The sequence below is a fragment of the Maccoyibacter intestinihominis genome (genome assembly GCF_040096355.1).
GTDB lineage: Bacteria > Bacillota > Clostridia > Lachnospirales > Lachnospiraceae > Maccoyibacter > Maccoyibacter intestinihominis.
Genome location: NZ_JBBMEX010000003.1, coordinates 71981 through 97744, shown reverse-complemented (window position 1 = coordinate 97744; position 25764 = coordinate 71981). Strand labels below are relative to the sequence as shown.

Annotated in this window: 26 protein-coding genes and 2 pseudogenes; 20 read left to right on the top strand and 8 right to left on the bottom strand. The window is 38.7% G+C overall.

Going from position 1 to position 25764, the window contains the following annotated elements:
* Window positions 1-52: 52 nt before the first annotated feature.
* The 9 genes from WMO43_RS04180 (at window position 53) to WMO43_RS04140 (ending at window position 8423) form a co-directional block, all read left to right on the top strand.
* Window positions 53-736 carry an ABC transporter ATP-binding protein gene (locus WMO43_RS04180; RefSeq protein ID WP_008705963.1) on the top strand — a complete coding sequence of 228 codons (684 nt, stop codon included), beginning with the start codon at window positions 53-55 and terminating at the stop codon, window positions 734-736.
* Window positions 733-2541, top strand: coding sequence for an ABC transporter permease (locus tag WMO43_RS04175; RefSeq protein ID WP_113993193.1), 1809 nt, complete (start codon window positions 733-735; stop codon window positions 2539-2541). Before WMO43_RS04180 ends, WMO43_RS04175 begins: the two co-directional genes overlap by 4 nt.
* A gap of 462 nt (window positions 2542-3003) precedes the next feature.
* Window positions 3004-3426, top strand: coding sequence for an RNA polymerase sigma factor (locus WMO43_RS04170; RefSeq protein WP_004064265.1), 423 nt, complete (start codon window positions 3004-3006; stop codon window positions 3424-3426).
* Between the two features lie 507 nt (window positions 3427-3933).
* Window positions 3934-4137 (top strand): hypothetical protein, encoded by a 204-nt coding sequence (locus WMO43_RS04165; protein ID WP_118440659.1) that lies wholly within the window; start codon window positions 3934-3936, stop codon window positions 4135-4137.
* A gap of 133 nt (window positions 4138-4270) precedes the next feature.
* Window positions 4271-4447: a hypothetical protein gene (locus WMO43_RS04160; RefSeq protein ID WP_165483719.1), complete on the top strand. Its 177-nt coding sequence runs from the start codon at window positions 4271-4273 to the stop codon at window positions 4445-4447.
* An 89-nt stretch (window positions 4448-4536) separates the two neighbouring features.
* Window positions 4537-6045, top strand: coding sequence for a recombinase family protein (locus WMO43_RS04155; RefSeq protein WP_113993191.1), 1509 nt, complete (start codon window positions 4537-4539; stop codon window positions 6043-6045).
* Window positions 6033-6713, top strand: coding sequence for a hypothetical protein (locus WMO43_RS04150; protein ID WP_353530169.1), 681 nt, complete (start codon window positions 6033-6035; stop codon window positions 6711-6713). The genes WMO43_RS04155 and WMO43_RS04150 overlap by 13 nt, the downstream gene beginning before the upstream one ends.
* A 13-nt stretch (window positions 6714-6726) precedes the next feature.
* The gene (locus tag WMO43_RS04145) at window positions 6727-7170 is read left to right on the top strand and encodes a DNA-binding transcriptional response regulator (RefSeq protein WP_353530168.1); all 444 of its coding nucleotides are present in this window, start codon (window positions 6727-6729) and stop codon (window positions 7168-7170) included.
* Window positions 7171-7181: 11 nt separating this feature from the next.
* Window positions 7182-8423 carry a phosphorylase family protein gene (locus WMO43_RS04140; RefSeq protein ID WP_353530167.1) on the top strand — a complete coding sequence of 414 codons (1242 nt, stop codon included), beginning with the start codon at window positions 7182-7184 and terminating at the stop codon, window positions 8421-8423.
* 134 nt (window positions 8424-8557) lie between these two features.
* Here WMO43_RS04140 and WMO43_RS04135 read toward each other — a convergent pair whose 3' ends face one another.
* From WMO43_RS04135 to WMO43_RS04120, 4 genes and pseudogenes are all read right to left on the bottom strand, one after another.
* Window positions 8558-8809: a hypothetical protein gene (locus WMO43_RS04135; RefSeq protein WP_353530166.1), complete on the bottom strand. Its 252-nt coding sequence runs from the start codon at window positions 8807-8809 to the stop codon at window positions 8558-8560.
* A 208-nt stretch (window positions 8810-9017) separates the two neighbouring features.
* A pseudogene (locus tag WMO43_RS04130) lies at window positions 9018-10235 on the bottom strand (IS256 family transposase).
* A 140-nt stretch (window positions 10236-10375) separates the two neighbouring features.
* Entirely contained in the window at window positions 10376-11746 is a 1371-nt protein-coding gene (locus tag WMO43_RS04125) for a relaxase/mobilization nuclease domain-containing protein (RefSeq protein WP_353530165.1), read from the bottom strand.
* A complete protein-coding gene (locus WMO43_RS04120) occupies window positions 11695-12036 on the bottom strand; it encodes a MobC family plasmid mobilization relaxosome protein (RefSeq protein WP_353530163.1) in 342 nt (113 codons plus the stop codon). The genes WMO43_RS04125 and WMO43_RS04120 overlap by 52 nt, the downstream gene beginning before the upstream one ends.
* A 419-nt stretch (window positions 12037-12455) precedes the next feature.
* On the opposite strand from WMO43_RS04120, the gene WMO43_RS04115 reads away from it, so the two are divergent.
* From WMO43_RS04115 to WMO43_RS04085, 7 genes are all read left to right on the top strand, one after another.
* Complete coding sequence (locus tag WMO43_RS04115) at window positions 12456-12968, top strand: hypothetical protein (protein WP_353530162.1); 513 nt, start codon at window positions 12456-12458, stop codon at window positions 12966-12968.
* A 98-nt stretch (window positions 12969-13066) separates the two neighbouring features.
* Window positions 13067-15157 (top strand): penicillin-binding transpeptidase domain-containing protein, encoded by a 2091-nt coding sequence (locus WMO43_RS04110; protein ID WP_353530160.1) that lies wholly within the window; start codon window positions 13067-13069, stop codon window positions 15155-15157.
* A 13-nt stretch (window positions 15158-15170) separates the two neighbouring features.
* Complete coding sequence (locus WMO43_RS04105) at window positions 15171-16328, top strand: DUF6070 family protein (RefSeq protein ID WP_353530159.1); 1158 nt, start codon at window positions 15171-15173, stop codon at window positions 16326-16328.
* Entirely contained in the window at window positions 16328-17599 is a 1272-nt protein-coding gene (locus WMO43_RS04100; RefSeq protein WP_353530158.1) for a DUF6070 family protein, read from the top strand. Before WMO43_RS04105 ends, WMO43_RS04100 begins: the two co-directional genes overlap by 1 nt.
* A 27-nt stretch (window positions 17600-17626) precedes the next feature.
* A complete protein-coding gene (locus WMO43_RS04095; protein WP_353530157.1) occupies window positions 17627-18877 on the top strand; it encodes a DUF6070 family protein in 1251 nt (416 codons plus the stop codon).
* Window positions 18878-18888: 11 nt separating this feature from the next.
* Window positions 18889-19329, top strand: coding sequence for a hypothetical protein (locus WMO43_RS04090; RefSeq protein WP_353530156.1), 441 nt, complete (start codon window positions 18889-18891; stop codon window positions 19327-19329).
* Between the two features lie 24 nt (window positions 19330-19353).
* Window positions 19354-20394, top strand: coding sequence for a WD40/YVTN/BNR-like repeat-containing protein (locus WMO43_RS04085; protein WP_353530155.1), 1041 nt, complete (start codon window positions 19354-19356; stop codon window positions 20392-20394).
* A gap of 93 nt (window positions 20395-20487) precedes the next feature.
* Here the strand turns inward: WMO43_RS04085 and WMO43_RS04080 are convergent.
* Together WMO43_RS04080 and WMO43_RS04075 are read right to left on the bottom strand one after the other, a co-directional pair.
* Window positions 20488-22286 (bottom strand): annotated as a pseudogene (locus tag WMO43_RS04080) (BlaR1 family beta-lactam sensor/signal transducer).
* A 1-nt stretch (window position 22287) separates the two neighbouring features.
* Entirely contained in the window at window positions 22288-22674 is a 387-nt protein-coding gene (locus WMO43_RS04075; protein WP_186900558.1) for a BlaI/MecI/CopY family transcriptional regulator, read from the bottom strand.
* 150 nt (window positions 22675-22824) lie between these two features.
* On the opposite strand from WMO43_RS04075, the gene WMO43_RS04070 reads away from it, so the two are divergent.
* Complete coding sequence (locus tag WMO43_RS04070; protein WP_353530154.1) at window positions 22825-23256, top strand: winged helix-turn-helix domain-containing protein; 432 nt, start codon at window positions 22825-22827, stop codon at window positions 23254-23256.
* Window positions 23257-23276: 20 nt separating this feature from the next.
* Here the strand turns inward: WMO43_RS04070 and WMO43_RS04065 are convergent, their stop codons facing one another.
* On the bottom strand, window positions 23277-23534 hold the full coding sequence (locus WMO43_RS04065) for a helix-turn-helix domain-containing protein (protein ID WP_353530152.1): 258 nt from the start codon (window positions 23532-23534) through the stop codon (window positions 23277-23279).
* 170 nt (window positions 23535-23704) lie between these two features.
* Here WMO43_RS04065 and WMO43_RS04060 point away from each other — a divergent pair, with 170 nt between their 5' ends.
* Window positions 23705-24040, top strand: coding sequence for a hypothetical protein (locus WMO43_RS04060; RefSeq protein WP_055061318.1), 336 nt, complete (start codon window positions 23705-23707; stop codon window positions 24038-24040).
* Between the two features lie 94 nt (window positions 24041-24134).
* Here WMO43_RS04060 and WMO43_RS04055 read toward each other — a convergent pair whose 3' ends face one another.
* On the bottom strand, window positions 24135-24485 hold the full coding sequence (locus WMO43_RS04055) for a helix-turn-helix domain-containing protein (RefSeq protein WP_353530150.1): 351 nt from the start codon (window positions 24483-24485) through the stop codon (window positions 24135-24137).
* 524 nt (window positions 24486-25009) lie between these two features.
* On the opposite strand from WMO43_RS04055, the gene WMO43_RS04050 reads away from it, so the two are divergent.
* Window positions 25010-25450: a sigma factor-like helix-turn-helix DNA-binding protein gene (locus tag WMO43_RS04050; protein WP_353530148.1), complete on the top strand. Its 441-nt coding sequence runs from the start codon at window positions 25010-25012 to the stop codon at window positions 25448-25450.
* Window positions 25434-25682, top strand: coding sequence for a helix-turn-helix domain-containing protein (locus WMO43_RS04045; protein ID WP_227700699.1), 249 nt, complete (start codon window positions 25434-25436; stop codon window positions 25680-25682). The genes WMO43_RS04050 and WMO43_RS04045 overlap by 17 nt, the downstream gene beginning before the upstream one ends.
* The last annotated feature ends 82 nt before the right edge of the window (window positions 25683-25764 follow it).

Genomic DNA, 25764 nt, shown 5'->3' with positions numbered 1-25764 from the left:
CAAAGACAGCCTGCCTATATCGCAAAATCATTCAGAAAGAGGTGTTTACACTATGAACTTATTAGAAGTCAAAAATATCAGTAAGACCTATGGCAACGGAGAAACCGCTGTCAAGGCATTAAAGGATGTCAGCTTTTCTGTTCCAAAGGGCGAGTATGTGGCAATCGTCGGGGAATCCGGTTCTGGTAAAAGTACACTGCTGAATATGATCGGTGCTTTGGACACGCCAACATCTGGCAAGGTTCTGATTGACGGCAAGGACATTTTTGCCATGAACGATCGAAAGCTGACCGTTTTCCGCCGGAGGAATATCGGCTTTATCTTTCAGGCGTTTAACCTTATCCCGGAGTTGACGGTGGAACAAAATATTATTTTTCCGCTGTTGTTGGATTATCAAAAGCCGGATAAGAGATATTTGGAGGAACTGCTGACGGTTTTGAATTTGAAAGATCGTCGTAATCATTTACCCAGTCAGCTTTCCGGCGGTCAACAGCAGAGAGTGGCGATTGGCCGCGCATTGATTACCCGTCCTTCTCTGATTCTGGCAGACGAGCCAACAGGAAATTTGGACTCACAAAACAGCAGTGAGGTCATAGCATTGCTCAAAGAAACATCGAAAAAATACGAGCAGACCATCATTATGATTACCCATAACCGCAGTATTGCGCAAACGGCAGACCGGGTATTACAGGTATCGGATGGTACTTTGACTGATTTTGGGAGGTGCCGTGAATGAAAAGCTATCTTAGTCTTATTCCCATCTCCGCTAAAGTTCATCGCCGACAAAATCGTATGACGCTGCTTTGCATTGTATTTGCTGTGTTTATGGTAACAGCAGTATTCAGTATGGCAGAAATGGGTTTTCGGATGGAACAGGCCCGATTGGTTGGTAAGCATGGAAGTTTCTCTATTGGAGACTTGCTCGGCAGTTCCATGGGGCAAACCCTTCTTTCTGTTGCGGTTGTTCTGTTCCTGCTGATTTTGATTGCAGGCGTTTTGATGATTTCCAGCAGTATGAACAGTAGCGTTGCCCAGAGAACCAAATTTTTTGGAATGATGCGTTGCATTGGTATGAGTAAGCAGCAGATTATTCGGTTTGTTCGTCTGGAGGCATTGAACTGGTGCAAAACGGCTGTACCCATCGGTCTTATTTTAGGGGTTGTTACAACATGGGGGCTGTGTGCGGTACTGCGCTTTGTAGTCAGAGAAGAATTTTCTGATATTCCCCTCTTTGGTATCAGTATTTTTGGCATTGCCTGCGGTATCTTTGTTGGACTGATTACTGTACTGATCGCCGCAAATGCTCCGGCGAAACATGCCGCGAAGGTATCTCCTATCACAGCGGTGTCTGGAAATGCAGACCACGGAAAAACAATGCGTCATTCCCAGTATACAGGATTCGGAAAGATTGAAGCCCTTCTCGGTATCGGCCATGCGGTCTCCGGGAAGAAAAATTTATTCCTGATGACAGGTTCTTTTGCACTTAGCATCATCCTGTTTTTGAGCTTTTCTATTATGGTCGATTTTGTGGATTACCTGATTCCTCAGTCGGCTGCCACATCAGATATAGATATTGCAAGTGCTGACGGTAATACGATTCCTTGGGAACTGCTTACAACCATCCGCGAAATGGATGGAGTGAAGGAAGTTTACGGGCGTCGTAGTGTATTTGATGTTTCTGCCAAACTAAACGACGACACCAACTTTTCTGGCACAGTCGATTTGATTTCTTATGACGATTTTGATTTACAATGTCTGAAAAAAGACAGTGCTTTGAAAAGGGGGAGTGATCTGTCCAAAGTTTTTAGGGACAGCAATTTTGTTTTGGCAACATCCGATCAGGACAGCACATGGAAAATCGGTGACACTGTTCAGATTGGGGATGAAACCCTTACCATAGCCGGACTGTTAAAAAACGACCCATTTAGTGAGAATGGATTGACAAATGGAAAGCTCACATTGATTACCTCTGATGAAACATTTGTCCGTTTGACAGGAGAGGAAGGTTATTCTCTTGTGCTGATACAAACAACGGGAGATGTTACGGACGAAAATGTTCAGGCAATCCAGAATTCCGTAGATCAAACATATAGCTTTCAAGATAAACGCGACGAGCGCACTACGGGAACTTATATGGCTTTTGTTTTCTGTGTTTATGCGTTTTTGGCAATTATTGCACTGGTAACGGTAATGAACATTGTCAATAGCATTTCCATGAGTGTGTCTGCCAGAATGAAGCAATATGGAGCTATGCGGGCAGTAGGAATGGATGAACGGCAAATGACGAAAATGATTGCCTGTGAAGCATTCACCTATGCTGTTTTGGGGTGCGTTGTTGGTTGTGCTATTGGCTTGCCGCTTAGCAAATCGCTGTATGATTTCCTTATTGCAGGGCATTTTCCATCTGCTGTGTGGCAGTTCCCAATTATCTCTTTGGGCGTTATTCTTCTGTTTGTCTCGATTGCGGCAATCGCAGCTGTATATGCTCCGGCAAAACGAATTCGCAATATGTCGATTACTGCAACCATCAATGAATTATAGTTTCATATGTTAATCTGCCGGACGACGGCAAAAGAAAAAAAGCCGTCGTACAGCAGACACATTTTCACGCGCCTATGAAGCGGCGGCTTTGATTTTCAGAGCCGCCGTTTCTTTTCGTCTACCTTAAAATAACGACGACCTAACACCGTGTAAATCCACGGCGGCATATAAGGAGGATTGCCGCCGTGTCTATTTTTGCCTCTTTTCATAGTACCCATGACCTACATCAATTAAAAAAAGCATAGCGCCCCCTCCGGGACAGTCTGGTTATGAATGTGAAATCAGACAGTACATAAATGAATATGTAACTTCATGCGTTCGTGTGGCTTCATGCCGCCCGGGCGCTTTTGTGTTCTTATGGGGCTGCTTCGGGTCATGTTGGCCCGAAGTCATTCCCCGGTGCCGCTCCCCGCCGCCTTCGTTTCGGTCACTCGTCAACCAACAACCGAAACGGAGGTCAATATGGCTATTATCAATTTGCGGGACTATTACCCATTCTATACATCAGATTGCTTCATGGAAGTATCGGAAGAAGTTGCAGAAATGTTCAAAGAGTTTGATCGTAAAGAGGCTGCCTACCGGCTGCGTACATACCGCCACAAAGCCTACTATTCCCTTGATCGGGATGACGGGCTGGAGCATGAAGCTGTCTTTGTTGCCTTATCTCCCCATGAACTGTATGAGCGGAAAGTGACCATGCAGGAGCTTCACGCAGCGATTTCCAGTTTGCCGGACAAACAGGCAAAACGGATTTATGCTCATTTCATTCTCGGCATGACCAAACAGGACATTGCCCGGGCAGAGGGCGTCCATGAAAAAGTGGTTCGTGTCGCAATCGAGCGAGGTCTGCGGCGCTTAGAAAAAATTTTGAAAAATTCTTTGTAAGGCGTACCGATTTAGGCCGGAAAATGAAATGGCTTATGAGAGGCAAAACACTTCGGGTCACAATGGCCCGAGGTTCAGACAAGCCTCATGCAGATTGAAAATCGAATAAAAAGACACCCGGATACGAAGGGGAACGCGCTGTGTGACAGACCCGCCATGACCTCGGATTTCAGAGAATACAGTCTTTGTAAAACTGAGCGAGCGAACAGGTCCATGCCATAGGTGGGGCAAGGCTGGCTCCACCGGAACAGGCGCAGAACCCGGATACTTGCGTTTAGTCACAGTCCGAGCGTTGAAGCGGTCTTGCAAGCCGTGAGCCGTCGCAGGCAATGAGAACGCCTTGCCATCAGAATGGGGAGAGTTGAAATACTATGGGGCATGAAGCCTATGCCCGTCCGGTGTGTCTGAAATGAAGTGAAAACCTATGGGGAGCCCCCGGCAATGCTGTCTGATGATAGGCCAACCGATCCGGTGTGGCTCCCCATCTTTTCAAAAAAGGAGCATTTTATGGGAAATGCGTTTGGAATGATCCCCGGCTTGGAACCGGACGAATGGAGCAATGACGCCTGCCGTGGTTATGTCATTATGGCAATGGAGAACTGCGGATTTTCAAAGAAGGATATACGGCGTGTTGTGGGGCAGCTTTATGAAGTATTCGACCTCAACAGCGTGGAGGATGCCAAAGAAAAGTACCTTTCCAGTCCTTACTGACCTCGGACCACATTGACCCGAAGTGGAGAAAGCTCAAAGGGCGGCACCTGCTGGGTGCCGTCTTTTGACATTTCCCCACGGGACAAGTGGGAAAGGCTGGCATATACACGCACTTTCGCAAAGGAGGTTTTCAATGACGCAAGCTGTCACTTATGAACGAGAAACAAAGTCTGTCGCATTTCAAGGGAAGATCATTGTGCTGGAAAGCCTCACGCCGGTACTTCCCCCGAAGGAGAAAGCACAGCGCAAAAAAGAAATTGAGCGTTGTCTTTATGAGGTGTTCCGCAAATATGGAGACAGATTTCCCTAATCATTCGCAACATTGTTGTCCGGGGCTGCTGATGGTATAATATAGTTGTAAGGTTGGTAGCTCCATTCCAACAAGGAAAGGAGCCCAATATGGAATTTATCAGAGAAGATTGTATTTACGCAAGACAGTCAGTAGACCGCAAGGACAGTATCAGCATTGAAAGTCAGATCGACTTTTGCAAGTATGAATTGAAAGGTGGGAGCTGCCGGGTATTCAAGGACAAAGGCTATTCCGGTAAAAATACGGACAGGCCGGAGTTTCAAAAGCTGCTGGGCGAGATCCGCAAGGGAAAGGTCAGGCGGGTCATCGTGTATAAACTGGACCGTATAAGCCGCTCTATTCTGGACTTTGCAACGATGATGGAGCTGTTTCAAGAGTATGATGTGGAGTTTGTATCATCCACAGAAAAGTTTGATACTTCGACCCCGATGGGCCGGGCCATGCTGAATATCTGCATTGTATTCGCCCAGCTTGAACGTGAGACAATTCAGAAGCGTGTCACAGACGCCTACTATTCACGGTGCCTGAAAGGCTTTCACATGAGCGGACAGGCACCATACGGTTATCAGTTAGAGCCTACTGTGGTAGAGGGTATCCGCACAAAGAAAATGGTTGCCGACCCCGTAGCCGCCGACCATGTTCGGCTGATGTTTGAAATGTACGCTGAACCGGAAACCTCCTTCGGAGATATTACCCGATACTTCGAGGAACATGACATAAAAATTTATGGCAAATCCATGTTCCGTACATTTCTTTCCCAGCTTTTAAGAAACCCCGTTTACGCACAGGCCGATTTGGAGCTGTACGAATTTTTCAAGAGCCAGGGCGCAGCGATTGTCAATGACGCTTCCGACTTTGCCGGAACAAACGGCTGCTATCTCTATCAGGGGCGGGATGTGAAGGAGGACAAGGACAGGTGCTTAAAAGACCAGATACTTGTTATCGCTCCCCACGAAGCACTCATTTCCTCTGACACATGGCTTAAATGCCGGAAAAAACTTATGGCAAATACCACCTTCCAGCAGGGACGGAAACCGAAGAACACTTGGCTGGCCGGAAAAATCAAATGCGGGCATTGTGGGTATGCTCTGAAAGCCACCCATGTACCAAACAGCACTGGATATTTCCGCTGTACCAAACGGACGGAAAACAAAGGCTGTCCGGGCTGCGGGAAAATCCGCAAAGAAGAATTTGAGCAATTCATTTTCTCGGCCATGCAGGAGAAATTCAAAGACTTTCAGATACTCCACGGCAGAGAGGAAAAAGTCAATCCGAAACTGACCGCCTATCAAGTGGAGCTGGCACAGGTGGAGTCAGAAATTGAAAAGCTGCTGGATACGCTGACCGGAGCCAATGCGACCTTGCTTGCCTACGCTAACAAAAAAATTGAAGAACTGGACAACCGACGCCAGACCATTTCAAAGGCAATCGCTGAATTGAGCGTTGAAACCATATCTCCCCAGCAGATAAAGAAGTTATCCTATTATCTCGACAACTGGGACAGCATAGATTTTGACGACAAAAGAAAAGCCGCCGATGGTTTGATCTCTACGATCAAGGCCACCAGCGACCGTGTTCAGATAGAGTGGAAAATCTGACATTTCCGCTCTATCGCCCCTCATTTCTATTTTATCTTGTTTGTACCCCTTGTACACTGATGTTTGCAAATGTATTTGAAAAAAAAGATGTTTCATATCTAGATTTTACGATGACAGACTTAATAGATACTTGCTTAGAAATTATAACGAAATTGAATAGTAGTATGTCTTCAGTAAAGTTGATTAGAAAAATTGATGATGTGGCATTATATAAGGGTGAAAATTTTCCTTATTTTGTGGATGCGGTTAATATACTAATCAATAACGCATTGGAACATTCAGGTATAGCAGATTTAGCAGAACTAGAATTAACAATTAATATAGAGAAAGAGCAAGATGAAGATGTATTAACGTTGCTTAAAGAAGAATTTGATAAGAAGAAAATTCGAGTAGAAAGTCTTGATTTTTTAAGATTATCAATTTCCAATACTTTGAGTGAAGATATAGATTTACAGGAACTTCAAGGAAAAATTGCAGAAATATTTGACAAAACAAGGGATACTGAGACTGTAAAAAAATATTCGCAAAGTGAGGGAGGGACAGGACTATATAAACTTTATAAAACTTTTCAATACAATATTAATACAGCATATTCTATTTTATATAGCATAGAAAATCAAACATTTACGGTTACTATTTTATTTGGAGTTATGAATATTCTTGCTTGAAGAAAGGAGATATATGAAAATTTTATTTATCGAAGATGAGATTGTGAAACAGAATGATATTTTGAAATATTTGAATGAGGAATTATCACAAAATGAGGTGGAAGTAGCACATTCTTTAATGGGCGGGATGCTTGCACTTGGAAAATGTGAATTTGAAATGGTGCTACTTGATATGAGTTTGCCTTTGTATGACTTAAATGGTGAAGATGAAGGCATAAATGAATTTGAAGCTTTTGGTGGAATTGAGATTTTGGATGAAATAGAGAGGAAAGAATTATCTGTAGAAGTGTTAGTTATTACGGCTTTTGATGTGATTGAAGATGATACAAAGAAAATTCATTTAGCGCAGCTAGATCAACAAATGAAAAAGAATTATTCTAATATTTATTTAGGATGTATTCATTATGACCAATCTTCGCTAGAATGGAAGTCTGAACTAAAGAAATATGTAAAATAAGGAGAAAGAAAATGAAAATTTTATTTGTAGATGATGAGAGTAAAAAACTCAAGCGTTTATATTCTGCAATTAGTCAAATTGAAGGTATTAATCCAGAAGATTTAGAGAATGTGTTGGATCTTAAATCAGCAAAAGAAAAATTAGTAAGTTCTTTTTATGATTTAGTAGTTATGGATTTAAAAATTAGTGAATATATTGCAGAGTATGCCGAAGATGAATCTGAAATTGCGGGCTTAGAATTTATTGATGAAATATTAGGAACTGATGCAATAAGGACACCACAGGAAATAGTAATACTAACGGAACATGATGAACTTCAAAAAAAGTGTACAGAGCTGGGGAAGGATTTAGAGTTTCAGGTATTAAAATATGATGAGCAATCATTGGAATGGGAGAATATTATTAAGAGTAAAGTTAAATATCGCTTAAATTATGAAAATTCAAAGAAACACTTTTCCAATCGTTTATCATGTGATGTTGCTATAGTATGCGCAGTGGATGTAGAGATGAATGCAGTTAAAAAGACATTTAAGGATAAGCGTATAGAAAGAATAAGTTTCGATAATGATGCAAGCGACTATTACTATTTGGAACTTGATGGAAAGAATAGAAAAATAAGAGTGATAATAGCGCAACAAAGAGAAATGGGAATGGCAGCGGCAACCAATTTGACTCAAAGTATTATTTATCATTTTAAACCATTATATATAATCATGGTAGGTATTGCAGCAGGTATTGGCAATGGTAAAAATTTGGGAGATATCATTGCTGCAACGGAGGTATGGAATTATTCGAGTGGTAAGTATATAACCGATGAAAATGGTAAGCTTGCATTTTCACCTGATCCTAAGCATATTATTTTGCATCCTAATATGGAAAGTGTACTAAAAAGAGATTATTCAGAGGAGTTATATAATATAAGAAAGGGGTGGGATGATGATATTCCCACTGACCTAAAATTAGTATTAGGACCATTGGCATGTGGAGCGGCTGTAGTTGGTAATTCAGAGATTGTAGATGATATGATTAAACAACATTCTAGAAAAACCGTAGGATTAGATATGGAATCGTATGGCATGTTTTATGCAACAAATTATGGATTAGATAGTGGTACTATTCCAATTTGTTTAAAATCTATTAGTGATTTTGCTGATGAAAAAAAGGGAGATGGATATCAAAAATATGCGGCATATACAAGCGCAGGATTTGCAAGGTATTTGATAGAGTCTGTTTTACCTTACATAAATGGATAGTAGAAAAATCGCACCTGCTAAACTGCAGGTGCGATACTTTGGTTAATATTACGAGTCCTACGCAGCTCCAGGACGGAACAACATATGACTCTAGTAATATTATACACCATATTTGTATGAAGTCAAACAAAAAATTATTCAGATAAATCATTAGAAAATTCTTCGCTTAAAAGGTTTTCATCATTATCAGAAGTAGTAAATTTCTCGCTTACAGGATAGGAGAAGTTTTTGCCTATTTTCTGAAAGCCATATTCCAGATAATGTGATTTGGGGATGAAGTTATTTTCCGTAAGATTATGTAGTTTGGTGAAAAGCTCTACAAGCCATTCCTGAAATTCTGTTCCTGGTTCTTTTTGGTCAAGCTCATTTTCGTAATAGTGTCTCACAATACCAGCAAATATATCGGCAAACTGTACTGCAGGGGTTACAGCAGAGCTGACGAGACCGTTTCAAGTTTTGTGTAAACGTTAAAAACTGATATAAGATTTGTGAATAGTTACAAATGGGCAGAGCCGATTTTCCGGATTCTGCCCATATCTGCATTATACAGGAGTTTTTAGGCATGTCAATAAAACCTGCCTAAAATTGACTGTTTTACAGGTTCCGTCCTGCCAGACGTTCTTCAAAATAAATTTCAAGCTGGGAATGGATCTGTCCCCAGTCCTGCCTGTGACCGGTCCATTTTTTCGTGATATCCATGGTTGCCAGATACAGCATTTTCAAAAGGCTGTCATCCGACGGAAAAACCGTCTTGCTTTTGGTCACTTTCCGGAGCTGGCGGTTGAATCCTTCAATGGCATTTGTGGTATAAATCAGCCGTCTTACTGCCTCCGGATATTTGAAATAAGTGGACAGGGTTGTCCAGTTATCATTCCAGGATTTATAGATCTTCGGGTACTTGGAATCCCATTTATCTTTGAACAGCTCTAATTCATTTAAGGCTGTTTCTTCCGTGGGAGCCGCATATACAAGCTTCAGATCAGCCATCAGTTTTTTGATGTCTTTGTATGAAACAAACTTTGTTGAATTACGGATCTGATGGATGATACACTGCTGAATCTCTGTTTTTGGATAAACAGCCTCGATTGCCTGTGGAAATCCATTTAAACCATCCACGCATGCAATCAGGATATCCTCAACGCCTCTGTTTTTTCATCCATTCATGATAGAAAGCCAGAACTTTGCACTTTCGTTTTCTCCAACATACATTCCAAGAACATCTTTTTTCCCATTCATATCGATACCAAGGGCAATGTAAACCGCACGTTTTACAATACGTCCTTCACTGCGGACATGGTAGTGGATCGCATCCATAAATACTACCGCATACACTTCCTCCAGAGGACGTTCCTGCCATTCTTTTACAATAGGCAGGATCTTGTCCGTGATCCGGCTGATCGTGCTGTCAGAAATGTCAATATCGTATAATTCACGCATGTGGGATTCAATGTCTCCGGTTGTCATTCCTTTTGCATACATGGAAAGTATTTTTTCTTCCATGTCCTGAGTTACGGTATTCTGATATTTTCTGATCAGCTGCGGCTCATAGTCGCCACTACGGTCCCTTGGGATAGCTACATCCATATCTCCATAACTGGTGTGCATGGTTTTACTGGAATGTCCATTTCTACTATTGTCTGTCTCTTTGTTTCGGTAGTCATACTTGGAATATCCTAATTCCTCATTCAGTTCTTCATCCAAAGCACCTTCCAAAAGAACAGACATCATGTCACGCATGATACTGTTTACATCGGTACCATCTTTGATGCGGATATCATTATTTTTCAGATAGTCACGCATCATTTCTCTCATTGCTGCTTTTTGTGGGCTGTCTTTTCTTCTTGCCATAAAAATAACCTCCAAACTGAGTAATTTTATCTTACATCAGTTTGGAGGTTTACACAAACTTTGGGATACTCCCGCTACCGGAAAATGATAGTACTCTTTACTATTCATAAGCTCTGATTTTTATTCTTCTCCGGTTGTTCCTGTGCCGGATTGGGCTGTGTCCGTCCGAGATACTGATTGAGATTTTCCTGTTTCCGTTTCAGCTCACGCACTTCCTTTTCACAATCCTTATAGGTGGAAGTCAGTTCATTTTTCTGTTTCATTAGTTCCTGATATTCCGCTTTTAGCTTATCAACATTCAATCCTTTTAAGTTTATCCCAGTCTGCTCAAGTACACATCGTGCACCGCCATATAGAATGAGCTGGCTTTCGTATCGGCGGAAATATGCGTCTGGGTTCTTTGACTTTTTATAGGCGATGTGATAGGAGCGGTTGGTTTTGTACTGCTCGGCATATTTGATGATTTCTGCAAGGTCTTTCATGCGGTGTTCCAGTTTCACAACGCTCTGTTTGGCAGATTTTCCCGCTTCGGTTTTCACAGTAATCTGATGCTTCAGATCGGCGAGAGAACCAACTTCATTATAGCTTTGTGCAGCAATCTTCAAATTCTCGATAGTTGCCCATTGCTGAAGTCCGGGACTGCTTTGGAATTTTTCATCCGAGGTGTCAATGAGCCTGCGGGCAGAGTAGTCCCTTTTGGGGATTACTGCCTTTCGCTCCCGTTTCCTTTCGATGCGTTCCTTGATACGTTCTTTTGTGTATTCCTTACCCAAAGACCTTGTACTGCCACGGACAAAACGTTCTTTATCCAGAGGACGGAAAGAGATGTATTTGGCAGCACTTTCTTCAAAAGATTCCCCTTTAATTTCATATCCTTTGGCTCTCATTAAAAGTAAAAAATCTTCGTATGTGGAAGCTGACTTGATGCAAAAATTGATGTCCCTTCTAAGCTGGGTTTTCCAAGTAGAGCCATTCTGATCAGATTGCCATTCTTTGTACTTTTTACCACGTTCACCACCCGGAATGATGATGGAAAGATTATGCGCTTTGCATAGTTCATCACTTAGTTTCCGGATGTGGTAGTACGATTGTTTGCAGTCGTGATATTTGTTATGCTCGATGTTATCAGCAGCACAAAATATGATGTGATTATGAATATGTCCTTTATCAATGTGTGTGGTGAGAACATACGAATATTTCCCTTCTAAAACCTTGTCAGCAAGTTCTTTTCCAATGCGGTGAGCTTCCTCATAACTGACTTCTCCCGGAGCAAAAGCCTGTATCAGATGATAGGCTTTGTTAGGACTGTTCTCCCTGCAATGGTCAAGCGTATATTTAAAGTCAATCGCCGCAGTTTCGGGCGCACACGCATAAGACGAAACATAGATTTGTTCATCGGTTTTGTCCGGGTTACAGATATATTCTATGGCTTTATCAACGGTTGCTTTGATAGCATGGATTTTTGTGTATGCCATACCTCATTCATCAACTCCTTTACTTCGTCTATGTCCTCCTGATAAATGTTTCTGGTGCTGTTTACCCTCTTTGCAATTTGATTTAAACTGGAGCTGATTCGTCCAAGCTCTGTATTATAATTTCGCAGATAACTGTAATCGACATCATACACATATCCATATAAAACCAGCTTGCGTAAGAAAGCTGACATGCTTTTCATGCCGGATGCTTTGAATTTGGTAGTGAGAATGTACTGCTCATCATCACTGAGATAAAATTGCACCGGATTGGTGCGGTTTCGATTTGCCATTTCTGCCACTTCCTTTCTCTCTTTTGGGTACAAAAAAACTGCTGTAAAATGTTCGATTTTTACAACAGTTCGTTTCAGGTTTTATTCAGTTTTGGGCGCAATCACCCACAGCAGATTGTAGCAAAAGCGGCAGGAAAGGTCAAGGTATTCCACAGGAAAACCGAAGAAAAAATAAAAGAGGGTTAGGGACACTTCCCTACGGAAATTCATACGCACAGACGATAGGAAAGTGTGGGGAATTTCGCCTGTGTCATGACACAGGCAGTGCTTGCTAAGGTTGTTTTTGGCACTCCTGGAGGGTGTGCCGGATGTTTTATTAGTTTAGAAAAAGTAAATAAAGACTTGACGTTTAAATCTTACACGCGTAAGATATGAGGTGATATCAATTTCAAATTTTAAAATGGAATGGAGGAAGGCACATGAAAATACAGAGAAAAATATGGAACTATATATTGATACTTGTACTTGGTATGATGGGCATGATTACAATTATCTTCTTTTTAGTTGAGAAATTGCTGCTGGGGGACGGGAGATGTTATATACCGCAGAGAGCAATTATGATTGCTTTGATGTTATGCGTGTTTTGGCAGGTAGCATTGATAACAGTGGCATGTCTGTTAGGAAGGCGGATTAAAAAGATTTTTCATGGTGTAGTCAAAATGATGATGACGATAGTAACCGTTTCCGGTACTCTTTGTCTTGTTTTGTTTCTCGCATGGAATTGGTTGATATATAGTTTTAAGTTTGATGAAAAAGTAGAGCAATATGATGAACATATCGCTTTATATGTGAATAATACATTTGTAAGAACCAGATTTAGATATCCGCATTATATGTATGAAGAAAACTGGTTAATCATGAGAAGGTTAAGTGATGATGAATTGCAGGAGGCAGTTTTGAAATATGGTGATCCAGATGATTATTATAATTAACATAGGAAATTGGATAGAATTTATAGATTCAAATTTTTGAAATACAATGGGAAAAATTTTTGAATTGAAATCTTACAACCGTAAGAAAAGGAGATGCTATGACGAAAAAAAAGAAAAAAAGCAGGATATACATTATATGGATCGTGAATTTATGTTTGATTACAGCTGTGGTTGCCTTTTTTGTATGGTATGAAAGTGTACCTGATGTATCACCGGAGAAGGTTCTTAAAACATATATGGCTCATATTTCAAATCGAGAATATGAACAAATGTATGAAATGATTGATGCAGGAATATCTGGGAATATCAGTCAGGAAGATTTTGTGAAACGTAATTCTGCTATTTATGAGGGAATTGGTGTAGATAATATTAAAATTCATATTACATCTTATGATAAAGAACAAAAAGAGATATGTTATGAAACATCTATGGATACTGTTGCAGGAAATGTAACTTTTGAAAATAATGTATCATTTATACAAGAAAAAGGAACGTACAAATTGGTATGGAGCGATTCTTTAATATTCCCAGAGTTGGATTCTACGGATAAAGTCAAAGTATCTGTAACAAATGCTGAGAGGGGACAGATTTTAGACCGAAATGGACGTGTGCTTGCAGGCAAGGGGGTGGCTTCTTCTGTAGGTGTAGTTCCAGGTAAATTGGAGAATAGAGATGATGCTATTAGTCAGCTTGCAGACTTGTTGGAAATGAAGGTGGAAGATATAGAACGGAAATTATCAGCTAAATGGGTAAAAGAAGATTCATTTGTACCATTAAAAACAATACCAAAGGTTGATGAATTAAAATTACTGTCGCTTGAGCCAGATAAAGAAACACTAGCTGAAAAAGAAAGACATGAAAAATTATTAGAAATTCCGGGTGTGAAAATTTCAGATATCGGTATAAGGGAGTACCCGCTCGGTGAGGCTGCCGCACATTTAGTGGGATATGTTCAAAACGTTACAGCAGAAGATCTAGAAGAACATGACGGGGAAGGATATACATCGAACAGTGTTATTGGAAAAAGTGGAATGGAAGGATTATTTGAAAAAGAATTAAAGGGACAGAATGGGTGTTCTATTACTATTGTTGATTCAAATGGCAATAAGAAAAAAATCATAGTAAGCACGATTGTAGAAAATGGAAAAGATATAAAACTAACGATAGATTCGAATTTGCAAAAAGAATTATATGAACAATTTAAAGATGATAAGAGCTGTTCAGTTGCTATGAATCAGTATACGGGAGAAGTATTGGCTTTAGTCAGTACACCTTCATATGATAACAACGATTTTATTAGGGGCATGTCAAGTGAAAAGTGGAATGCGCTGAATGAAGATGAGAACAAACCTATGTATAATCGTTTTCGACAGGTCTGGTGTCCAGGCTCTACGTTTAAGCCAATCATAGCTGCTATTGGATTAACAACGGGGGCGATTGATCCTAACGAGGATTATGGAAATGAAGGTTTGAGCTGGCAGAAAGATTCATCATGGGGGTCTTATCATGTAACGACGCTTCATGCCTATGAGCCAGTTATTTTAAAAAATGCTTTGATATATTCAGACAATATTTATTTTGCCAAGGCGGCATTAAAAATTGGTGAAAGAGATATGGAAAGTTCATTGACAAAATTGGGATTCAATGAAGAACTTCCGTTTGATATTAAAGTGGCGAAATCGCAGTTTTCTAACACAGATAAAATTGAGAAAGAGATACAGTTGGCTGATAGTGGGTATGGACAAGGTCAGATTCTTGTAAATCCTTTGCATATGGCTTGTATATATTCTGCATTTTGCAATGAAGGAAATATGATAAAACCATATCTTACATATAAGAAAGATGCGATACCGAACGTTTGGATCACAGCGGCATTTACAAAGGATGCAGCACAGATGGTTTTGGAGGATACAAAAGAAGTCATAAACAATCCTCATGGTACTGGCTATGCAGCATGCAGAACGGATATTACATTGGCTGGAAAAACAGGAACTGCAGAAATCAAAGCGTCAAAAGAAGATACAACAGGAACGGAATTGGGATGGTTTTCTGTTTTTACAACGGATGAAAATATGGATCGTCCTATTATGATTATTAGTATGGTAGAAGATGTAAAGGGAAGAGGTGGAAGTGGTTATGTTGTCAAAAAAGATAGTCAGGTTCTTGAAAAGTGGTTGTCTGATAATTAGTATAGGATTTTTGATGGAAATTTCGGGATGTAAAGGGAATACAGAAGAACCAGTAGCTTCTGAATCTGTTGAAATTGTCGATGAGAGAAAAATAGATGACAATTTTATAAACATTCCGATAGATATTTATGTGGAAGCTGCAAAAAACAATGAACTAACGGATATGGAAACCGTATGTAAAGTCATAAAAAGATTCGGGGAATGTGGATATGCAGCGGTTGATTGTGAAAATCGAGTTGATATGACACAAATGCAAAGTGTGATGGATTTTTGTGATTCGGTAGAGAACCAGAAAGAAGCAGAAGTGACAATTATCCAAGTGAGTAGTTTGGGAGGATTTTCAGTCTATCATTTACAGACAGAAAATGGAGTGGTTCATGTGAAAAGATGTTACTACGGATATAAAGATGGAATTATGAAAAGTGAAGATGAGGGTGAATATCAAACCGATTATTGGAGATATACCGATGATGGATATCTGATGTTTTCTGGAACTTATTTTTCAGAAGAATTGTATGTATTAACATTAAGTTCTGCAGAAGAGCATGTAGCATTTCGTATACTGCCATTGGATGCAAAGTGTCGGGAATTAAATGAAAAATATCTTTTGCCAATAGGATATGAGTTAAATAATATGTTTTTAGTGGATTGGAATGAGGATGATTTTGGAGAACTGAATTTCTATGACATGTTTGATTTGTTGTATCCAAAGTTGCATAATGAAAAATTTCCATATGTAGCAGATGATAACTTAGGCATAGGTGCAGTTTATCATATTCCTAAAACAGAGTTTGAAAATGTAATTATGGAATATTTTAATATCGACAGTGATAAATTGCAGAAAAAAACTATTTACGATTATCAAACTCAAACATACGAATATAAACCAAGAGGATTTTATGAGATAGAGTATCCAGAATATCCATATTCCGAGGTGGTTGGGTATACGGAACATTCGGATGGAACGATTACGCTCAATGTTCATGTAGTATATCCGTATGCAGGAGATTCTGATGTATATATGCATGATGTTACGGTCAGACCGTTATCTGATGGTAGAGTACAGTATGTATCAAATTACATTGTTTCAGAGGAAGAAAATAACAACATTACATGGCATACGCCACGCTTAACCGAAGATGAATGGAATGATATATATGGAGGACAGTAATGGAAGATATAAAATGGTTTATAAAAAAGTTTGGAATCATTTTTGTTATCCTCTTGGTGATGATTGTAAGTGTAGGAATCTTTTTTGAGAAGAACGTGAGAAAATCATCAGCAGAGGAAACATGGGAAAAGCCAGTACAGATATCAGATATAGAGTTTTGGCAGGAGGAGTCTGATTACGAGAGTGAAAATGAAGATAATTCGCCGTATTGGATTATTCCTCAGTCAAAAAGTTTACTGTCTGAAGAAGAAAGCAAAAATATCCAAAATGAAGCACTAACTGCGGCAGAACTGGTGAAGGTGGTATATAAGGATATTGTAATTATAGATGATGTACCTGCCTATGCTTCTGGAATTGATGGTTTTACAAATGAACAGGGAGAACAGGTTATAAAAATACTTGGAAAAAGTGGATATGTATGCGTTAAAGAAAATGTAGAGATGCAAAATTATGATAAATTGCAAAATTTCTATAAAAGTTATCTGATTGGTCAGGATACATTGATAACAGTATTTGTGGTTCAAGCTGATGGATTGCTTGGCGCACAGACATTTGTCTATCGAAATGAAAAGTTGCAAAGTTACTATGTAGGTATTCGATGGAGAGAGGGCGGAGAACCAGAGATACTTGGAACTTCGGTAAGTGATTTGTCAGAAATTAAATTTACTGAAAAAGGATATTTTATTTATACGTTTGAAAATCCAGTTGCGCATGCAGGATTGAGAGAATATTGGAGAGTAAAGTTACTTCCAGAAAAATGCAGAGAACTTACAGAAAAATATATAGCTGGTCTTAGTTATGTAAATTATAATATGCTGGTTGTAAACTGGGATAGCAGCAATGTGGAAGATATATTGATGCCTTGCATGTTTGAGGATATTTATCGAATTTATACAGGGAAAAATTTAAAAACGGACAATGGGGAGATTCCAGCAGAAGAATACGAGAAAATAATGACTACATATTTCCCGGTATCCACGGAACAACTAAGAAAATATTGTAAATATAACGTAAAAAGTAATAGCTATGAATATGACATGATTTCTGCCAGCCCATATCCACCGTTTGGAGAAGTGGTTGATTATACGGAAAACTCTGATGGAACGATTACTCTGATTGTAGATGGAGTATGGGCAGATTATAATTCAGACTGCGCATTTACAAATCGAATTGTGGTTCAGCCATTTGAAGATGGAACTTTTAGATATTTAGCCAATTCTATTGAACAAAAAGAATTGGAATTGCCAGTCATAGCAAGAATGAATCCTTAATGTGGCTGGAAGGAAAGGACGATATTTATGAAAAAGCGTATTTGGTTCATTGTGCTGATCAGTTGTTTATTATGTGGATGTATAAGACGAGGTAGGACATTGGACAGTCAGTTGATGGATAGTAGAGAGGTTGATTTTTCGGAAGAAAATGAGAACAACAAAGAAGATATTACAGAACAGTGGGAAAAAGGTTATGACCTTCCAATAAATGAGACAGAAAGAAAAGAAGCAGAGGATGAGTGTAAAAAGGTTTTAGTGCTTATTTCTGATATTTATATTCTGGCAGATAAAGGGGATGCAGTCAATCCAGTTCTGGATGATAAGACAATCTATAAAATGCAGGATCGCATAAAAGAAAAAGGATATCCGGTTACAACGATGAAAGCATATGCAGCAATGGAAAATTATAAAAGAGTTGAAGCGTTTCTTAAAAACTGTCAGGACGAGAAGGCAGGTTCGGTAGTGCTTTATGAGTTACATTCGGACGGAGGCATTGGCAGAGATAAATTTATTTTTGATGGAAAAGATATGTATTTAATAAGTGCATGTGCTACATGGAACAGCAATGATACCTACGGAATGTCCTATATATCTTATGCAAGGATAAAAGAGTGGAAGTATACAGAGAAAGGATGGTTTGGGTATGAGTTATGTGTTCCAGAACCACCGGAAGTTACCGAGATTGTTGATGGAAGTTGTTTGGTAAGAATAAAACCAATGACTAAGGAACAAAGGGAAATGTCAGAAAAATGTGTACAAGGTCTGGGGTATCAGGGAAATAATCTTTTATGCTCGAATTGGGATACTGACCATATGGAAAAACTGGATTATAATGGAATGTATGAATATCTGTTTGCCATGAAATATCACAAGGCGTTTGATGCCGAGGATTATCCAAATGGAATACCAAAAGAAGAATTTGAGAGTTTGATCATGGAATATCTTCCGGTAACAGCAGAGCAAATTCAGGAATATGCGGTATTTGATGAAAAAAATCAGACTTATGTATGGGTACGACTAGGCTGCCTTAACTATGCACCAACTTTTTTCGGAACTTCGTTGCCGGAGGTTATTGATATCAAAGAAAATGAGGATGGAACAGTGACATTAACGGTGGATGCGGTGTGTGATATGGTCATTTGTGATGATGCGGTCATAACCCATGAACTTACGGTAAAGTTTGCTGATGATGGTAGCTTTCAATATTTGGGAAATGAAATCCTTAATGATGGGATTAAGGAGATACCAGATTATCAATATCGTATCAATGTGAATTAAGGAAGCAGAGTATGAAAAAAACAAAAATAGCGGGGATATGCTTGATTGTTTTGATACTTGCAGCATTTGTATCGGTTCCTGTTTACAATAATTACTGTGCATATAATGTAGAGAAAATGTTGTGTGAAACACCTTTGCCAGAACAGACAGAATTGATAGAAGCTATATCAAAGGCAGGAAAGCTGACGGGAAACGGAAATGGGATGCAATATTTCGGGGCAATTCTAATCAAGAGTGAATTGTCTTTGGAAGAATTGGATGCTTACTATTCAGAGTACAGGAGTAATGAATGGGAATATCTTGTGGAAGTTCAGGAAGGGCAGTCTGTTGAGATGCTTGAACACGGTGGACTACAATTTTCAGAAGAAATAAAGGGCAACAGTTATTATATTGTATATTCGTGGGGAAGTGGAAATTCTTTATTGAGGGAATTGGATATACGTGGACACTAAAATGGATTGGAGATGATACTGATTATGAAGAAATATTTCAAAGTTATTATTTGTTTTATAGGTTTAGTTTGTGCGATGATTTTAATTTTGGGGATATCCTTTTCTTATATTACAAATTATAAGAAGGTAACTATTGATACCTCCAATTCGCCAGATGGAAAACACGAATTAGTACTTCAAGCAATTGGAGAACCCAAATTCCCATTTGGTTCGGCAAGTGGAAGATTAGTTCTTATGGAAGAAAAAGATAAGATAGCTCAAGCCGATTTTGAATTGCGAAATGATGGTGGAAGTATCACAAGTAATTGTTGGATAGTTACATGGTATGAGAACTATGTAAAAGTGATTCTATCAGGAGAAGAACAATTTGATGAGCAGATTATTTTGAATTTTGATGGTACGGTAGATATGAAACCGTTGCCTAATACAGAAGTTTCAGAGCAAGAAAATGACACATCTGTTGAATATACCACGAAGCCTGAAAGCATTGATCTGGAAGAATCGAATCAAAAAAATATTACAGAGCAGGTAGATAAAGCAAAAAAAGCAGAAAGCTGGACAATGGATGAAAGTAATGGAACCATGTATTTCTTTTTGGATGAACAGAATGGATGGCGTTTAGTGGTAGTAGATGCGGCTGCTGGAAGTAGATTTTACGTTATGGAACGGACTGCTGATGGCGGTGATACTTGGGAGCGAATTAACGAAGATCCTTTTGATAATCAAGCAGGCGTTGCTGAAGGGGTGATGTTTTTGGATGATAATTTTGGAATTGCAGGACTTGCAGGTGCATCTCAGTCTCATTCTACACTATATATTACAAAAGATGGAGGAAGATCATTTGGTGAGATAAAATTGCCAATGAGTACGGTTACTGAATTACCAGAATCTGCAAAAGAATATGGATTTACAGTAGAGGATTATGATTATTTAAATATGCCTCAAATAGGTGCTACAACATTGATAATAATGGTTACAACAGATAAAGGGGATAACGATGGAATTGTATTTGAATCAGAAGATGGTGGAGACACATGGAAATATAGAGGGGTAACTCAAAATTAGTAGTATTATTATAAATTGGGTAAAGGTTCAGTGGTATTGGCCTTTACCCAATTTTTTCCATGATAATAGAAAGTTAGCTGTACAGGAGATACTTTATTGTGTCCAGATATTCATGTCAGATAATATAGACATGGTTATTTCAGCAGCATTACTTCCGGTAGCGTTGTTATCGGCTCCAATATTAGTAGCAAAGAAGTATATATTATTTACGATTTCGATATAGCCGATAAACCAGCCATTCACATCTTGTCCACCTACACGTCCGGTTCCTGTTTTTCCGTAGAATTTTCCAGTATTGGAAGAGGAAAGGCAGATGGAGTCTTTTACAGCATTGATATTTTCAGAAGAAAAACCTAAGCTATTGTTTTGCAGTTTCATCAAAAGTTCAACTTGCTCCACTGGGGAAATCTTTAAGGAGGATTCCAGCCAATAAGTGGAGAGATCGCCACTCACATTTTCATTTCCATATCCGATTTGCTGAATATAGTTGTAAATGTTAGTGGATGCAAGTTGTTCGTCTATTGATTGGAAATACCAGTTAACAGAGGATGTCATCGCAGACTGTAAGGTCTGATCAGCGTTCCATGCTTCAAACGGATAGTTTTCTCCATTCCATGCAATAAAGGAATCTTCTGGTGTAATGAAACCTTCTTCCAATCCAAATAAAGCATCATATATCTTGTAAGTGGAATCCGGCGCAACTCGTAGCGTAGCATGTTCTATATCATGTATGCTCCAGACATCATTTCTAAGATCGTATAAAACAAAGCTTCCTTCGTATTTTCCAAAGTATTTAGAAAAATCTACATATGAAATATTTTCTGAGTAAGATTTCCATTGGTAGCGACTTTCGTCCGCTGCATATGTAGAAATAAAAGGTGTAAGTCCCATTATTAGAACTGTGGTCAGTATAAAAGCAGTCATGCCTTTTAATTTCTTGCAAAACGTTGGTTTCTCATAAGAGGCAATGTTGATAATGCGCTGCTTCATTTGTTTCATGTTTCCGCTAAGGTTGGCGGCAAAAGGAAAAGGAGAAAAGGAGACCTTTTCTATAAAGTTGATCAGCGTATTTCCGTAATCCTCATAATCGTCCTCTTCAAGCATTTTTAGAACAGAAGTGTCACAGGCAATTTCTCTGTCATTACGCATTTCTCTTAGTGCAAACCAGACAAAGGGGTTAAACCAATAAAGCACTCCGGCAAAGTTCATAAGATAATTGGCAATGGCATCCTTATGTCTGTAGTGTTGCAGTTCATGCAATAGCATATATCTCATATCAGATTCATGATAATCTGAGATTAAATGAATTGGCAGATAAATACATGGCTTCAAAAATCCTACGATAATAGGTGATTTCAAAAAAGCGGTACTGTACACAGGAATATTCCTTGTTATTTTCATCTCATTCAAGCATTTGTTATACAGTCTGCGAACCTCTGGGTTCTGAAGGGGGAGCGCAGATCTCTTTATTGTGCGTAAACGAAGAGAAGATTTGATTACCAATTCATCATCGCAAGCATTCCCACAATCCATATACCTAATAAAATGTATCCGGTAACGGATGGCGTGTCTTTATTTACAGAAAGGGCAAAGTCATTCATCCAATTTGTAGTACCAGATAAACCGGTATCCATAACATTATTTGCACCAACATCGGCATGAGAAGCGGAAGAGTTTCTTACGCTACTGAGCCATGAGAAAATTTGCGGAAAACTAATTAGACGGAAGGGGATAAAAGGCACTGCTAAAAGTCCGAGTAACAGCAACCATAGATTATACTGCATCCGGCTGGACAAGTTGTTTCTGAAAACCCATTTGGCTATCAAAAGAATTCCAACGATACCGCTGATAAATACATTGCATAATAAAAAGCGTATCATGAAATTAGCCATGTTAATCGCCTCCTTTTTTGGAACTCTTGGAAAGAAGGGAGCGAAGTGTTTCAATTTCTGTTTCAGACAGTTTATCGTTTTCTATGTATGCAGATAGCATAGAGGTAATGTCACCATTATAGTAGCGATTCAAGAAAGAATTACTTTCTTGACTAATATATTCACACTCTTTTACTAACGGTGTGTAAACAAAAACACGACTTTGTTTTTCATAAGTGAGAACACCCTTGGTCACAAGACGCTTAATGAGCGTTTGGATAGTTTTGGGACTCCAGCTTGTTGTTTGTAGCAATTTTTCTGTTATTTCATTGGTGTTAATGGGGGCATATTTCCATACAATTTTCATAACTTCAAATTCTGCTTCCGAAATTTGTGGTAAATTCTTCATGTAAATCACTCCTTAAATCTTACGCCTGTAATAAAAATAGTATATTCTGTATTTGTTGAAATGTCAATTTTGGAAAAATAGTTGACTGTAAATCTTACTTATGTAATAATTTAATTATTACATAAGTAAGATTTGAGGAGGTGGAAAGTTATGGGGAAAATGTTGCTGTTGTCATTTGAAAATAGTGAAGATGATGTTATTAGCGAGATATTAAGCATATTAGAAAATAAGCAAATGAAAATATGTGAAAATAAGAACATAAAAAAATGCTTAGAATTTCAGGGATTAACAATAAATGCTGAAAGACGGTTGGCGGTAAAAGAAAACAAAGAAATAGAATTTACTTTTACGGAATTTGAAATTCTTTTACTGTTAGCGCAAAATGCTGGAATGGTATTTAGCAAGGAGACAATATATAATATTGTTTGGAAAGAGCCATATTTTGGTGATTATAATATTGTCATGAGCCATATCCGCAACCTGCGTGGAAAAATAGAAGATAATCCAAGTAAACTGATTTACATACAGACTGTATGGGGAGTAGGGTATCGTTTCAATAAAAATTTAAGCAGTGGTCTGTAAGTTATAGTCCAGATCACTGCTTATTTTTCTTTTTTAACACCCAAGAGATATTCACAAGATACATGAAAAAATTCTGCCAGAGCCACTACTTCATAATCCGGTACAAAGCGTGTCCCTTGTTCAATGCGTAATACAGTCAAATCACTAAATTCATATCCGGCAAGCTGGAGCTGTTCTGCTAATGCTTTTTGTGATATGTGTTTTTCAGTTCGTAATTCCCTTACTCGTTGCCCAATAAGGTTTTTGGAATTGTTTCCTTTATTCCAGTAAATCTTCATTCAAATACCAACTTTCTAAAGATGAAGTGCTACATGATTGATTTTACGGAATAATGTTGATAATATGCTTCTAAAGATGAAGTATAAGAAAATAAATTTATTTGATGTAATCTTGGGATTGATAATACTGACTGCAAAATGCAATACTTATATGGAAAGGTGGATACAAAATGAACGAAGTATTTGAAACAGTAGCAGAGGTATTGGAGGAACTTAGAAGCGAAGCAGAAGAACGAGAGTATTCTGTTCACACAAACGAATCGGAAAATGCAGATAAAGCATTGAAAAAGGCGAATCGGGAATATGAAACGGTGTTGGCTGAGCTTTCTGCAGAGCACAGAGAATTTTTCGAAAATTATATGGATATAGTGGATCACGCTCATTTTCAAGAAGAACAAAGAGCCTACTATCAGGGGATGGTAGATGTAATGCAGATATTTGACGGACTGGGGATTTTAAAGGAAAGAAACAAAGTGAAAGAAGTGCTTATGCATATCAAAAAATAGTTCAAACAGGGTGGATGGCTTACCAGGAAGCTGACCACCCTGTTTTTCTTCAGAATAATTCAGAAATAATCCAGAAAAAATCCAAATCTTTCTGCTATTCTGTTTCATGGGTCTTATATGTACGAAGATAGGCTTCTACCAGTGCAAGAATGGTGGTTATCTGATCGTTTGTACATTCTGAAAGATAAACCAACAGTCTTTGGTAATCCAGATTATCAGTTGGAGCTGCCTGATAAAAGAACGGATCAGCAGAGATGTGTAAAGCTCGAATGAGCTGACCGAGTTTTTCAAGGCTTGGAACATTACCATGATTTTCGATCTCTTTGATATATCTTGATGAAACACCGGATTTTTCGGATAATTCATCATAAGTCAGCTTTTGGTCTAATCTGGCTTTCTTCAGGCGAAAACCCATGTCTTTATCAATTTTCTTAGATTTAGCCATGTCATGCACCTCCGTATATAGTGTATAGTTCACCATTTAAAAAGAAAATGAACTAATAATGCACTATATCAGAGGGATATAATGCACTTGAATAAAATAAGTAACTTTGGATATTGCATATAAAAAAACGCAGTATTCAAAGGTTTTTTCTCATGTTTTTATCCTTTGAATGTGTTTGGGAGAGTTATGGATTCTGAACCGTTGAAAGGATATTTTTGTATTTGGGAAATATTATCCTGCCCATTGCGTGGAAGGACAGCTAAATAGGTCGCATTTTAAGTAATGCGGCAAATTCTACAATTGAAAGTGCATTATATACACTCGTAGAATGTGGAGAAAATTTAATATCAGATATAAACAGCGTCCTGTGGGTATATGCCCATAAGGGCGTTTTTTATATACAGAAAAATTTTCCTAAAAATTTTTCAATCCACCCGAACATCTCCCCGGTTTCATTTGGGAGATACACCGGAAGGGAAAAAGGCAAAAGCCTTGGCATTCGGAACGGGAGGAGGTGAACTCGTATGGGGCAACCTTCTTCTAAAGATGAAATGACTATCCGGCACCAATTTGACCGGTTATGCCAGATGGCATTAAAAGGCGAAGCTGTAAATTATTACAAACACATGGGCTATCGCAGGAAACACGAAGTTACATTCTCTGAACTGTCGGAAAAGGAGCTGAGTAAGTTATTTACTATGGATGAGTATGGAATAGAATATCATCATTTTGAAGTGCATGGCTATGACATTGAAGTAAAAACTACCCTGATTGCTGAAGCTTTGAAGGAACTTACAGAAAGAAAAAGGAATGTTATTTTACTTTCATATTTCATGGAAATGAGCGATGCGGATATTGCAAGAGAAATGAATCTGGTTCGCAGTACCATTCATGAACACAGGACACGCTCACTGGAAATTTTGAGAAAGATTATGGAAGGAATAGCAGATGAAAAAGATGTCTAAAACCAGAAATAAAGAAAATTTGTTGCCTTTCCATATTATAAAGGCAGCATCAGAGGGCGATGTAAGTGCCATCAATACAGTGTTAAAACACTATGAGGGATACATAATCAAATTGTCTACCAGAAAGTTATATGACGAAAGCGGACAGGTGCATTACTGCATTGATGAAACGCTGCGCCGCAGATTGGAAACCAAGCTGATTACAAAAATATTGGCTTTTGAAGTTGCATAGCATCCGGTCAGAAAATTCCCTTTCTATTCATTGATTGGAAATGATGCAGCGTTGTACCTTGACAACTGAATATTGATTTGCA